Origin of the sequence: Pseudomonas sp. GX19020, from assembly GCF_023371075.1 — a bacterium.
Taxonomy (GTDB): Bacteria; Pseudomonadota; Alphaproteobacteria; order Rhodobacterales; family Rhodobacteraceae; genus Pseudogemmobacter.
The window spans coordinates 157,626-170,036 of sequence record NZ_JAMCCR010000002.1 but is presented as its reverse complement, the minus strand read 5'-3'; the positions used below and the strand labels follow the sequence as shown (position 1 = coordinate 170,036).

Sequence of the window (12,411 nt, the reverse complement as noted above, 5' to 3'; positions counted from 1 at the left end):
AGGGCAAGAGGAGGTTCGGATGAACAGGATCTACGCTTTGTGGTCGCATCCGCGGTCGATGTCGACGGCGATGGAGCGGGTGATGCGCGAGCGCGGCGATCTCGACTGCGCTCATGAGCCCTTCATGTATGATTATTACGTCCATCGCGCGATCCGGCAGATGCCGCATTTCGATGTCCGCCCGGATCACCCGGTCAGCTATCCCGCGATCCGCGACCATCTGCTGGCACGGGCGGCGAAGGGGCCGGTCTTCTTCAAGGACATGTCTTATTATGTGATGCCGCATATCCTGGCGGATGAGGCCTTCGCACCGCATCTGGTGAATGCGTTCCTGATCCGCGATCCGCTGGCTTCGATCACCTCATATTACAAGCTGGATCCCGAGGTCAGCCTCGACGAGGTCGGTCTGGAGGCGCAATGGCGTCATTTCAGCGCGCTGAAGGCGGCGGGCCGGAACCCGGTCGTGCTTCGGGCTGAGGCGGTGCGCGAGGACAGTCGCGGCACGATGGCGCAGTTCTGGCAGGCGGTCGGGCTGCCATTTTCCGAACGTGCCTTCACCTGGCAGGACGAAAAGCCGAAAGACTGGGATCAGGTTGGCGGCTGGCACGGGGATGTCAGCGCTTCCAAGGGGATCCGACCGCTGAGCGCGACCGAGGCCGGGGAAACGCGCGCCAAATTCGACGCTCTCGCCCAGACGCATCCGCGCATGAAACGCGATCTGGCGCATCATCTGCCCTATTATCAGAAGCTTCTGGCCGAAGCTTTGTGCTGATCCCCTGCGCCTGCGGCGCGAATCGTCCTGCAGGCGTGGGAAAATGCCTCTCTCCCGGCCCGGGCGGAGAGAGAGTATATCCTGTCGGGGCGCAAAGTCTGACCGGAGCCTTCCCTTGCCGCGCCCTGCCGGAATCGGGACTATTTCGCCTGAAACCACAGGTGAACCCATGTCTTACGCAGCCGGCCCGGCCAGAGATGCCGGTCACTCACCTCGCTCCGGCCCTGCGCGGAGCCTCGCGGATCTGGCGCTGTGGCTGACCACGCGGCGGGCGCGGGATCAGGCGATCAATCTGCCGCCAGGGTACCAGCTCCGGCTGGCGTCGCCGGTCTGGTATGAGATCTGGTCGCGCGATGCGGCGCGGCTCGGACGGTTGGGGGTTGCGGTCCTGCCCGAACAGATCGCCTCGCTGGCTGCTGACGAGCGGCAGGCGCTGGTATCCGATCAGCTGGCGCGCAGCGGGGCAGGGGCCGCGCTGCCGGACTGGCTGAAGCCGGCGCTGAGCCGGGCGAAAGCACGCCTTGCGATGCGGCTTTCCTGGCTCGACTGATCGCCTTCTCCGTCTCAGCTTTTGCCGATCCAGGGCAGGAAGCGTCTTTCCATCCAGCGCAGCAGGATTTCGGAGATCGTGGCCAGAGCCGAGATCACGAGGATCCCCGCAATTACCATATCCGTGACCAGGAACTGCGCCGCCGACTGGATCATGTAACCCAGGCCCCGTGTTGCCGCGACCAGCTCGGAGGCGACGAGCGTGGTCCAGCCCGCGCCAAGCGCGATGCGCATACCGGTAAAGATCGATGGAAGGGCTGCCGGCAGCATCACTTCGCGGATCAGTTGCGCACGGGTGGCGCCAAAGGTGCGGGCGGCGCGGATCTGGTTCTCGCCCGCGGCTTTGACGCCCGAGACGGTCGAGATCACGATGGGCGCCAGCATGGCAATCCCGATCACAAGGATTTTCGAGCCTTCGCCGATGCCGCACCAGATAATGATCAGCGGCAGATAGGCCAGCGGCGGCAGCGGGCGGATGAATTCGACCAGCGGATCAAGAATACCGCGCCCGATCTTTGACGTGGCGATCAGAAGCCCGACCGGCACCCCGATCAGCATTGTGAAGAACAGCGCGGCAAAAACCCGCCAGAGGCTTGCGCCCATATGTTCCAGCAGCGTGGCATTGGCATAGCCGTCAAAGGCCACCCGGGTCAGCGCCGCCCAGACCTTTGCAGGCGAGGGCAGGAATACCGGCGAGGCCCAGCCCGCCCAGGAGGCCAGCGCCCAGATCAGCACCAGCCCGCCTATTGTGGCAAGACCCAGCACCAGCCCCCAGGGCAGGCGCAGCTTTGGCCGCTCGCCCCTGGAGTGCGGCGTGGTGAGGGCGGCGGTATCTGCGGTATTGTCGGTCATCAGGCGGGCTCTTTCTCATAGATCGCGGCCAGCAGGCGTTCGCGTGCGGCGATAAAGCCGGGTTCGGATTTCAGCGCGCGCGGATCTTCGCCCCGGATGAAGCGGCGGCCATAGTCATAGCTTTCCTGAAAGCTGATCCGGCCCGGATCCGGTGCCAGCACCACGACCGAGGTTGAAAGAAACAGCGCCTCTTCGACCGAATGGGTGATCAGCAGCGCGCCGGTATGGCTCTGAGCCCAAAGCTGAAGCAGCAGCTCATGCATCCGGTCGCGGGTCATGGCGTCAAGCGCGCCAAGGGGTTCATCCATCAACAGAAAATCCGGCCCCGAGGCCAGCGCGCGGGCAATTCCCACCCGCTGGCGCTGCCCGCCGGAAAGCTGCCAGATATGTTTGTCTTCCTGGCCTTCCAGATGCACCGCCGCCAGCCAGCGCCGGGCGGTGGCTTCGCGCTCCTCCCGCGCCACCCCGGCCAGTTTCAGGGGCAGCGCGACATTCTCGACTACGGTGCGCCAGGGAAAGAGGGCGTCATCCTGGAAGACCACGGCCCGGTCCGGCCCCGGCCCGGTGAAAGGGGCGCCGCCGATGCTGACCTGGCCGGAACTTGGCTGCAAGAACCCTGCCGCAAGGTTCATCAGTGAGGTTTTCCCCGATCCCGACCGCCCGATAACCGAGATGAAATCACCCTGCGACAGCGAGAGGGTGACATCTTTCAGTACCGGCTGCGCGGTACCGGAATAGGTCAGGGATATATGCGACAGGCTGAGAACAGACATGATGCGACTTTCAGAACGGCAAAGCCCGGCGCCGGGAAAGGCGCCGGGAAGAGGCTTTTCGCGCGCGCAGATTACTTCAGCGCGGCCTCGGCAAAGCCCTTGTTCACGAAGGCGCTGTAATCCTCTTTCGCCGTCGCCGAGCCCTGTTCCTGCAAGAAGGCGGCGGTGTTCTTGATAGCCGCCGCAGTGGCGCCGCCAAGGAAGGCTTCCGAGGTCTGGTCCTTCAGCCCGGCAAAGACATAGCCTTTCAAAAGCGCCGGCACGTCAGCGGCAGGTGCGCCGGTCAGCTCGGCGATCTTTTTCGCCGCGTCGCTGTCGGGGCCCCAGGCGGCGGGGTCTTTGATATAGGCATCGGTCGCCTCGCCGGTCACTTTGACGAAAGCGGTGACGATTTCGGGATGCGCCTCGGCATAGTCCTTGCGCACGATCCAGGCGTCAAAGGTCGGGCCGCCCCATTCCGCCACGTCAGAGCTGTCGGCCAGAACCGTGCCGCCGGTGGTCTTGATCTGGTTCAGCACCGGATCCCAGATATAGGCGCCGTCGATGTCACCGCGTTCCCAGGCGGCCGCGATTTCCTGCGGGCGCAGGTTCAGAAGGTTCACCTCGGAAGCCGGGATGCCCCAGTGTTTCAGCGCCGTCAGCAGCGAATAATGCGCGGTCGACACGAAAGGCGTGGCGATTTTCTTGCCCTTGAGGTCTTCGGGTTTCTCGACCCCTTTGACGGCCAGCGCTTCGGCTTCGGCGATATTGCCGACAATATAGATGGTCTCGATCGGCAGATCCTGCGAGGCGGCTGCGGTCAGCGGCGATGAGCCGACATAGCCGATATCAATCGAGCCCGCCGCGACGGCCGCGATGACATCGGCGCCGCCTCCGAACAGGTGCCATTCGACATCGGCGCCGGTGGCGCTTTCATAGGTTTTGTCGGCCTGGGGCACGCGCGAGGGCTCGACGATCTGCTGCCAGCCGATCCGCAGCGTTTCGGCGAAAGCGGGCAGCGAGACGCCGGCAAGCAGGCCGGCAAGGGTCAGGGTGGTGGTCAGTTTGCGAAGGGTCATGTTGGTCTCATTCCGGGTTGTCACAGGCTGCCAGGGCGGCGTTTGCATGGGTCAAATCTGGCCGGGAAAGCCGTTTCAGGCCATTCTGAAGAGGCCACCGGTTAAAGCGAGCGGCATTTGCCGGCCCTGCGGGGAGGAGAAAAATATTCCCCTCCCCCGGTCAGCATCGCCTTTGATGGGGCAGAATCAGCCGGTGTCGCCCATTTCCCCGGCACCCCGGTGTTTCAGATGGTTGCGGTTTCGGTTTCACTCGATATAAGATGTAATAACATAACGTATTGAGGTCGCCATGCCCGCCAGCCCCTTTCCGAACCTGCCCCGCTCCGGGGATCAGCGCCTGCCTGTCACCGTGCTTTCGGGCTTTCTCGGCGCCGGGAAAACCACGCTTCTGAACCATATCCTGAACAATCGCGAGGGTCGTCGCGTCGCCGTCATCGTCAATGACATGTCCGAGGTGAATATCGACGCCGATCTTGTGCGCAGCGGTGCCGAACTGTCGCGATCCGAGGAAAAGCTGGTCGAGATGACCAATGGATGCATCTGCTGCACCTTGCGCGATGATCTTCTGAGCGAAGTCCGGCGCCTCGCCGGGGAAGGGCGGTTCGACTATCTGCTGATCGAATCGACCGGTATTGCCGAACCCCTGCCGGTCGCCGCAACCTTTGACTTTCGCGACAGTGACGGCGCGAGCCTTTCGGATCTGGCGCGGCTTGATACGATGGTCACCGTGGTCGATGCGGTCAATCTGACGGCGGATTTCTCAAGCCATGATTTCCTCGCCGATCGGGGTGAGAGCCTTGGCGAGAACGACACGCGCAATCTGGTCAGCCTGCTGACCGACCAGATCGAATTTGCCGATGTCATCGTTCTGAACAAGGCCGGGCTGGCGGGGCCGGTGCGTCTTGATCAGGCCCGCAAGATCGTCCGTGCCCTGAACCCCGAGGCGCGGCTGATCGAGACCGATTTCTCGCGCGTTTCGCCCTCGGACATCTTCGATACCGGGCTTTTTGATTTCGACCGCGCCCATCTGCATCCGATGTGGGCGAAAGAGCTTTACGGTTTTGCGGATCACCAGCCCGAGACCGAGGAATATGGCATTTCCTCATTCGTCTATCGCGCGCGGCAGCCGTTCCACCCGCAAAAGATCCATGACCTGTTCAATGGCGATCTGCCGGGGGTGATCCGCGCCAAGGGGCATTTCTGGATCGCCTCACGCCCGGACTGGGCGGTGGAATTCTCGCTTGCAGGCGCGATCTCCGGCGTCACGCCGTTGGGGCGCTGGTGGGCCACGGTGCCGCGTGACCGCTGGCCAACCCATCCCGAGGGCCTGGACCAGGTGATGCAGCATTGGGCGGAACCCTGGGGGGATCGTCGGCAGGAACTGGTCTTTATCGGGGCCGGGATGGATGAGGCGGCGATCCGGGCGGGCCTTGATGCGGCGCTGATGCCGGAGGCCGGGACAGAACGGGCAGGGGCGGCATGGGCCGATTTGCCCGATCCCTTCCCCGACTGGGCCCGGCGCGAGGCGGTCTGACCCATGGGGCGAAACCTGGTGACAAGCCTGCGCGGCCGCGCCCGCCCGCGCCCGATGGAGCGGTTTGACCGCCTGCCGCCCGATCTGCGCCGCTGGCTGTCGCAGGCCGTGTTGCCCTGGAGCCCGCATTCCGCATTGCGGCTCTGGACGCGGCTGGGCCGCGAGACAGGCGGAGACCTCGCGCGGATGCTGGAGCGGCTGAATCAGGCGGAACAGAGACTGATCTCGCGCGATGCGCTCGTGATCTGGGGAAGCGCTGCAGTTGGCAGCGTCGTCGCTGGCGGGGCGGTTTCCTGCCTGGATGATCCGGTTTGCACGCGGCGGTGAATTGCCGCGCCGTTCCGCCAGAGGTTATGAGAGGGTATGGTCCTGCGGCTCCTCTCCCTTCTCACTTGTTTCGCGCTGCCGCATTTGGCGCGGGCGCATCCGCATGAATTTGTCGATACCGGCCTCACCTTCCGGTTCGACGACCAGGGGCAGTTGGCGGCGGTGTCGGTGGCCTGGGTCTATGACGACCTCACCTCGCTTCTGATCCTGAGTGATCTGGGCATGGACCCCGATGGCGACGGCATCCTGACCGCAGCAGAGGCGAAAAGGCTGAACGAGATGGCGAGTACCTGGCCCGAAGGGTTCGATGGCAATCTCTGGCTGAGCCAGGGCAGCCAGCCCATCGCGCTGTCGCGCCCGCTGGACGGGGCGGCGGGTCTCAGGGAGGGGCGGATCTGGATGACCCATATCCGTGCCCTGCCCGGGCGGCGCGATCCGGCTGGCGGCGAAATCCGGCTTCAGGCCTATGACCCGTCTTACTACATCTTTTACGATCTGACCGGCACGCCGGGCATAGAGGGGCGGCCAGACTGCACCGCGCGGGTCGAGCCCGCTGACAGCAGCCGCGCCCGCGTCCTTTATGAAGAGGCGCTGGCCGCGCTGAGTGATGCGGAGCTTGAGGCCGGGGGCTATCCCGAAATCGGTGGCGCCTTTGCCGACACCGTCTTGCTGGCATGCGGTCAGCCATGAATGCCCGGCGTCTCTTCACAGCGGCCCTTATCCTGCTCGTGGTGCTGATAGCAATGGCGGTTTACGTGACCGGATTGGATGATGCATTGGCGCGCCGGCTGATTGGCTTGCAGCGTGACTTTCAAAACGCGCTCGGCCAGTCGTTGCGGGCGCTCCGCGCCGGCGACAGCGGGGCTGTGTCCGGGTTTCTTGGTCTCTGTTTTGCTTACGGCTTCTTTCATGCGCTCGGGCCGGGGCACGGCAAGGCGCTGATCGCCGGTTATGGTTTTGCAAGCCGCGCCACGCTGCGACGTCTCGTCTGGATTGCCGGGCTTGCAGCGCTTGGCCAGGCGCTGGTCGCGATTGTGCTGGTCTATGGCGGGATCTGGATGTTCGAGGGCGCGCGCGACCGGGTCGAAGGGCTGGCTGCTTTGATCGAGCCCCTCGCCATGCTGGCAATCGCCGGTCTCGGGGCCATGCTGTTTCGGCGCGGGCTGCGGCGATTGCAACCCGCGCCGGCCCACACGCATCATCACCATGACGAGACCTGTGGCTGCGGCCATGCCCATGCGCCCGGCCCCGATCAGGTTGCCGCCGCCTCTGGCTGGCGCGAGGTGCTGGCGCTGGTGGCCGGGATCGCGCTCCGCCCCTGCACGGGCGCATTGTTCCTGCTGATCCTGACCTGGCGGCTGGGGATCGACGGGCTGGGGATCCTCGGCACCATCGTGATGGCGGCTGGCACCTTCCTGATCACAGCGCTTGCGGCGACCCTCGCGGGTCTGACCCGCCAGGGTCTGGCGCTGGCCTTGCCCGGCGCCAGCCCGCGCCTCTTTGCGGCGGCCGAGATCGTGACCGGCGTGACCGTCATAATCCTTTGCCTGAGCACCGCGCTGAGATTGCTTTAGACAGCACCTCGCTGAACGCGCATGTCGCGGTCCCGCTGGCCGACGCGCCTGGGGAGTGGCACCGTCCGCCATTCTGCGCAAGGAGCGGATGGCATGGGGGTGAGCTGTGCCACGCAGTCAGGAACGGGGCTGACCGCGCGATGGCAGTGCCCTTGCGTGATCTCCGTCCGTTATTTGACCTCGCCGAGGGGATCCTGCTGGCGCAGAACGGCACCGCGCGTTCCGATCTGTTGACAGTGCGACGCCGGATCAGCTGCCGGTCCGCCGCCGCCATCGACGCCAAACCAGAGGGGGCTGTCGGCGGTGCGATATATGCGGCGGTTCCCCCGGTAAGCGTGGTTTCAGCAGATTAATGCGGTTTCATTTCTGCCGACCTAAGGGCTGTCCGCCATGACAGGGTCGTGACGTAATCCTGCGTCTGCATTGGTTCCGAATGTATAAAAGACGGCCATTTCAGGGCCGCATCGGGCGGTGTCAGCTGCGGCGGAAGGTGAGGTTCAGCCGCATATCACCGCAAACCGGGTGTGTGCCCGGTTTCAGCGAATCGATCCCGTGGAAGTAAAGCCGCGAGGGGCCACCCCAGACCACGACATCCCCATGCAAAAGCGGGACCTTCCGCGCCGGGTCGCTGCGGTTCAGCCCGCCGAAGCGGAAGATCGCGGCGAGGCCCAGCGAGACCGAGACGATGGGCTGCGAGAAATCGGCTTCATCCTGATCCTGGTGCAGCGCCATTTTTGCGCCGGGCTGGTAACGATTGATCAGGCAGACATCCGGGGCAAAGCCGGGATAGCCGGCCTCTGCGGCGGCATCCTGCGCGAGGGCGCGAAAGGGCGCAGGCATTGCGGGCCAGGGCGCGCCGGTTTCGGGATCAAGCGCCTGATAGCGATAGCCGCGCCGGTCGCTGACCCAGCCGCCGCTGCCGCAATTCGTCATCGCAACCGACATGGCAAAGCCGCCGCGCGTGACCATATGGCGAAAGGGCGAGATGGCGGCGACCGCCGCGATGCCATCGGTCAGCGCATGGGCCTGCGGGCCTGCATAGCCCCTGAGCAGCACCGCACCGGGGGCCAGGTCTTCGCGACCCCGTTGCGGGAGGTCTGCATCACCGAAAAGATCTGTCATTGCCGCCTCCGCGCCTTATCGCAGTATCGCCTCCCGGATGGCGGAGCGCAAAAGAAAAGGGCCGTCCCGGGCTGATCCCGGGCGACCCCATCCGTCTTACAACCGGTCTTCTGGCCTGATCCGAAGATCAGCCGTTGACCAGGTCTTTAAGAGCTTTGGCGATGGTGAATTTCACCTGCTTGTCGGCCGGTTTGGTCATGGTTTCACCGGTGGCCGGGTTGCGGACCTGACGCTCGGGGCGCTCTTTGCAGGCCACTTTGCCGAGGCCCGGCAGGGTGACCGCACCACCTGCAGTGACTTCCTTTGCCACCACATCAGCAATCGCATCCAGTGCGGCCGAAGCGGTTTTCTTGTCGGCGCCCATTGCTTCGGCAAGGGCAGCCACAAGCTGGGTCTTGGTCATCGGCTTGGACATTGGTGTCTCCTGTTCTCGTTCGGCGTGTCCTTCTGATCCCGGGCCTGCAATAGCGGCTTCGGGACCCCCTTTTCAGGGCTGTCGCTCAGTCACCTGGAAAGCGGGGCGAAATCAAGCCCCAGAACGCAGCCGGGGCTGGAAATCAGCGGTTTTCACCGGAATTCCCTATGTCTCACAGGAATGCGGTTTCCTCAAAGCTGCGCAATTTGCGCGAATGGATGCGTTCCAACGGGGTTTCGCGCAGCAGCTCCATCGCGCGGATGCCGATCTGCAGGTGCCGCCCGACCTGGGCCTGGTAGAATTCGGTCGCCATGCCGGGAAGCTTCAGCTCGCCATGCAGCGGTTTGTCGGAAACGCAAAGCAGCGTTCCGTAAGGCACACGGAAGCGGAACCCGTTGGCCGCGATGGTGGCCGATTCCATATCCAGCCCCACCGCGCGCGACTGCGACAACCGCCGCACCGGGCCGGACTGATCGCGCAATTCCCAGTTGCGGTTGTCGATGGTGGCGACAGTGCCGGTGCGCATGATGCGCTTGAGCTCATAGCCTTCCAGCCGGGTGACCTCTTCGACCGCGTCTTCCAGTGCGATCTGGATCTCGGCCAGCGCCGGGATCGGCACCCAGACCGGCAGGTCGTCATCCAGCACATGGTCCTCGCGCAGATAGGCATGGGCGAGGACGTAATCGCCAAGCGCCTGGGTGTTTCTGAGCCCTGCGCAATGGCCGACCATCAGCCAGGCATGTGGGCGCAGGACCGCGATATGATCGGTGGCGGTTTTGGCATTTGACGGGCCGACGCCGATATTGACCAGCGTGATGCCGTCCCCATCCGGGCGTTTCAGGTGATAGGTCGGCATTTGCGGCATTTTCGACGGAAGGAGGATCCTGCCATCTCCGGCGGTAATCTCCTGATCGCCGGTTGCGACAAAGCTGGAATAGCCGGAATTCGGGTCGTCCAGGGCGGCGCGGGCGAAGGCCTCGAATTCATCGACATAGAACTGGTAATTGGTGAACAGAACATGGTTCTGGAAATGCCGCGGGCTGGTTGCGGTGTAATGCGCCAGCCGCGCCAGGCTGTAATCGACGCGCTGCGCGGTAAAGGGCGCCAGCGGCATCGAGCCATCGGCGAAATGTTCAAGCGTTCCGTTGACGATGTCGTCATTGGTGGTCGCGAGATCCGGCACATCAAACACATCGCGCAGCGGGAAATCCAGCGCACCGGCCTGGGGGATAATCAGGTCGGGCTGACCCGCCACCGCGAAATGCAGCGGGATCGGCGTGACCGAGGGGCCAATGGTGACCGGCACCCCGTGATTGCGGATCAGAAGGCCGATCTGCTGGATCAGATAATTGCGAAACAGATCGGGGCGGGTCACGGTGGTGGAATAGGTGCCTGGCCGCGCGACATGGCCAAAGGACAGGCGGGTGTCGACATTCGAGAAACTGTCCACGACGAGGCGGATTTCCGGGTAATAGGCGCGGATCCGGTGTGCCGGTCGGCCAGTGATCAGCGCCTCGCGGAACTGGCTGATCAGATGGGCGGTGGCCTCGTCATAAAGCACATTCAGCCGGTCAACGGCTTCGGTGGCATCGGTGAAGCTTTGCGCTTCGCTCGGGTCTGGCAAAAGAAGGATCGACACTTGTCCGTTTTGTCCTTTGGATCGCTGCGGCCTGACGGATGATCCGGAGAGACATCCGGGGGGCCATCTGGCTGAGTTAAGCGCAAAGCGGGGCGCTGAGGCAAGTGAACTCCAGGTAACGGGGCGCGCGGGGGCCGAGCGGGGCGCTTGCAGTGGCGCGCGTGCAGGGAGATAGTCGCGGCCATGAAAACACTGCTTTCTCTTGGACATGGATATTGCGCCGCCGCGCTGTCGCGCGGGCTTTTGGCCGAGGGCTGGACCGTGATCGGCACCACCCGGGATGCGGCAAAAGCGGCGGCGTTTGAGGCAATGGGCGTCGAGCCGCTGGTCTGGGACCCTGCGCGGGGGGCGGCGCTTGCGCGTGCGCTGGCGCGCGCCACGCATATCCTGCATTCCGCCAGCCCTGACGAGGCGGGCGATCCGTTCCTGAACGCCTGGCCCGGGATTCGCGAGGCGCAGGTGGAATGGATGGGGTATCTTTCGACCACCGGGGTATATGGCGACACGCGTGGCGCCTGGGTGGATGAGACCTCGCCGGTTCTGCCGGCGCGGGCGCGTTCGGGCGAACGGGTCCGTGCCGAGCGCGACTGGCTGGCGAGCGGGTTGCCGGTGCAGGTGTTTCGCCTGGCCGGGATTTACGGGCCGGGGCGCGGGCCGTTCGAGAAGATCCGCAATGGTTCGGCCCGGCGGATCCTGAAAGAGAGTCAGGTGTTTTCGCGTATCCATGTCGATGACATCGTACAGGTGCTGCGGGCTTCGATCGCGGCGCCGCGCCCGGGACGGGTCTATAATGTCTGCGACGATCTGCCGTCCTCTGCCGCCGAGGTGCTGAGCTTTGCTGCCGGTCTTCTGGGGCTGCCGGAGCCACCGGCAGTGGAATTTGCACAGGCGCGGATGGGGCCGCTGGCGCGCAGTTTCTATGAGGAATGCCGGCGGGTCCGGAATACCCGGATCCGGGAAGAGCTGGGGGTGCGGCTGTTATACCCCGATTACCGGGCGGGGCTGCGGGGGATCCTCGCGGCTGAGGCCTGAGAGGGGTGCCGGCGGCGGGAGCCTCCGGCGGGGATATTTAAGAGACAGATGAAAGCCGCTTTCAGGAGCGGGCAGGGGCGGCGATGGTGACGGTTCCGGATTTCAGTTTTGAGGCGGAGGCGCTGGCGGCGGGTGCGACCTTTGTCGCGGGCGTCGATGAGGTCGGGCGCGGGCCGATTGCCGGGCCGGTGACGGCGGCGGCGGTGCGGCTTGATCCGGGGAACATCCCTGAAGGGCTCAGGGACAGCAAGGCGATGAGCCAGGCGGCGCGCGAGCGGCTTTCAGAATGGCTTCTGACCCATGCGGCGGTGTCGGTCGCGCATGCCAGTGTCGAAGAGATTGACGAGATCAATATCCTGCGCGCCAGCCATCTCGCGATGGAACGGGCGGTGGCGGGGCTGGGGCAGGGGCCCGATTTCGCCCTGATCGATGGCAACCTTTTGCCGCGCGGTCTGACGATCCCTGCCCGGGCGCTGGTCAAGGGCGATGCCCGCTGCCAGTCGATTGCCGCCGCATCAATTGTCGCCAAGGTTGCGCGCGACCGGATCATGGTGGATCTGGCGCAACAGTTTCCGGGTTACGGCTGGGAGCGGAATGCCGGCTACCCGACAAAGGCGCATCTCCAGGCGCTCCTGGATTTTGGCGTAACCCCTGTGCATAGACGGTCCTTCAAACCTATCCACAACATCTTGTATCAAGGGATTTATGTAACCCCTTGATTCAATAAACAATTTGACGCCGAATCGGTTCTGACTCATCTTTAT

At 64.3% G+C, this 12,411-nt stretch carries 14 protein-coding genes; 8 read left to right on the top strand and 6 right to left on the bottom strand.

Annotation, left to right across the window (positions count from 1 at the left end; all coding sequences use genetic code 11):
- Positions 1 to 19 precede the first annotated feature (19 nt).
- Together M3484_RS05475 and M3484_RS05470 are read left to right on the top strand one after the other, a co-directional pair.
- Positions 20 to 772, top strand: coding sequence for a sulfotransferase-like domain-containing protein (locus M3484_RS05475; protein ID WP_249496073.1), 753 nt, complete (start codon positions 20 to 22; stop codon positions 770 to 772).
- Positions 773 to 941: 169 nt separating this feature from the next.
- Positions 942 to 1,322: a hypothetical protein gene (locus M3484_RS05470; RefSeq protein WP_249496072.1), complete on the top strand. Its 381-nt coding sequence runs from the start codon at positions 942 to 944 to the stop codon at positions 1,320 to 1,322.
- Between the two features lie 14 nt (positions 1,323 to 1,336).
- Here M3484_RS05470 and M3484_RS05465 read toward each other — a convergent pair whose 3' ends face one another.
- The 3 genes from M3484_RS05465 to tauA all read right to left on the bottom strand — a co-directional run bounded on the left by M3484_RS05465 (position 1,337) and on the right by tauA (position 4,004).
- The gene (locus M3484_RS05465) at positions 1,337 to 2,173 is read right to left on the bottom strand and encodes an ABC transporter permease subunit (protein ID WP_249496071.1); all 837 of its coding nucleotides are present in this window, start codon (positions 2,171 to 2,173) and stop codon (positions 1,337 to 1,339) included.
- On the bottom strand, positions 2,173 to 2,946 hold the full coding sequence (locus M3484_RS05460) for a taurine ABC transporter ATP-binding protein (RefSeq protein WP_249496070.1): 774 nt from the start codon (positions 2,944 to 2,946) through the stop codon (positions 2,173 to 2,175). The genes M3484_RS05465 and M3484_RS05460 overlap by 1 nt, the downstream gene beginning before the upstream one ends.
- 71 nt (positions 2,947 to 3,017) lie before the next feature.
- Positions 3,018 to 4,004, bottom strand: coding sequence for a taurine ABC transporter substrate-binding protein (gene tauA / locus M3484_RS05455; RefSeq protein WP_249496069.1), 987 nt, complete (start codon positions 4,002 to 4,004; stop codon positions 3,018 to 3,020).
- Between the two features lie 289 nt (positions 4,005 to 4,293).
- On the opposite strand from tauA, the gene M3484_RS05450 reads away from it, so the two are divergent.
- Genes M3484_RS05450 through M3484_RS05435 form a run of 4 tightly spaced genes read left to right on the top strand, consistent with a single transcriptional unit; the run spans position 4,294 to position 7,439 of the window.
- Positions 4,294 to 5,538, top strand: coding sequence for a GTP-binding protein (locus M3484_RS05450; RefSeq protein WP_249496068.1), 1,245 nt, complete (start codon positions 4,294 to 4,296; stop codon positions 5,536 to 5,538).
- Between the two features lie 3 nt (positions 5,539 to 5,541).
- On the top strand, positions 5,542 to 5,865 hold the full coding sequence (locus tag M3484_RS05445; RefSeq protein ID WP_249496067.1) for a DUF6525 family protein: 324 nt from the start codon (positions 5,542 to 5,544) through the stop codon (positions 5,863 to 5,865).
- Between the two features lie 36 nt (positions 5,866 to 5,901).
- Positions 5,902 to 6,555 carry a DUF1007 family protein gene (locus M3484_RS05440; RefSeq protein WP_249496066.1) on the top strand — a complete coding sequence of 218 codons (654 nt, stop codon included), beginning with the start codon at positions 5,902 to 5,904 and terminating at the stop codon, positions 6,553 to 6,555.
- Positions 6,552 to 7,439, top strand: coding sequence for a nickel/cobalt transporter (locus M3484_RS05435; protein WP_249496065.1), 888 nt, complete (start codon positions 6,552 to 6,554; stop codon positions 7,437 to 7,439). The genes M3484_RS05440 and M3484_RS05435 overlap by 4 nt, the downstream gene beginning before the upstream one ends.
- 474 nt (positions 7,440 to 7,913) lie before the next feature.
- Here the strand turns inward: M3484_RS05435 and alkB are convergent, their stop codons facing one another.
- The 3 genes from alkB to M3484_RS05420 form a co-directional block, all read right to left on the bottom strand.
- Positions 7,914 to 8,561, bottom strand: a complete 648-nt coding sequence (gene alkB, locus M3484_RS05430) for a DNA oxidative demethylase AlkB (protein ID WP_249496064.1) — start codon at positions 8,559 to 8,561, stop codon at positions 7,914 to 7,916.
- A gap of 127 nt (positions 8,562 to 8,688) precedes the next feature.
- Positions 8,689 to 8,976 (bottom strand): HU family DNA-binding protein, encoded by a 288-nt coding sequence (locus M3484_RS05425; protein WP_092900635.1) that lies wholly within the window; start codon positions 8,974 to 8,976, stop codon positions 8,689 to 8,691.
- A gap of 172 nt (positions 8,977 to 9,148) precedes the next feature.
- Positions 9,149 to 10,615 (bottom strand): AMP nucleosidase, encoded by a 1,467-nt coding sequence (locus M3484_RS05420; protein ID WP_092900637.1) that lies wholly within the window; start codon positions 10,613 to 10,615, stop codon positions 9,149 to 9,151.
- Between the two features lie 183 nt (positions 10,616 to 10,798).
- On the opposite strand from M3484_RS05420, the gene M3484_RS05415 reads away from it, so the two are divergent.
- Both M3484_RS05415 and rnhB read left to right on the top strand, forming a co-directional pair.
- Positions 10,799 to 11,647: an SDR family oxidoreductase gene (locus M3484_RS05415; protein ID WP_249496063.1), complete on the top strand. Its 849-nt coding sequence runs from the start codon at positions 10,799 to 10,801 to the stop codon at positions 11,645 to 11,647.
- A gap of 83 nt (positions 11,648 to 11,730) precedes the next feature.
- Positions 11,731 to 12,366, top strand: a complete 636-nt coding sequence (gene rnhB, locus M3484_RS05410; RefSeq protein ID WP_249496062.1) for a ribonuclease HII — start codon at positions 11,731 to 11,733, stop codon at positions 12,364 to 12,366.
- Positions 12,367 to 12,411: the final 45 nt, after the last annotated feature.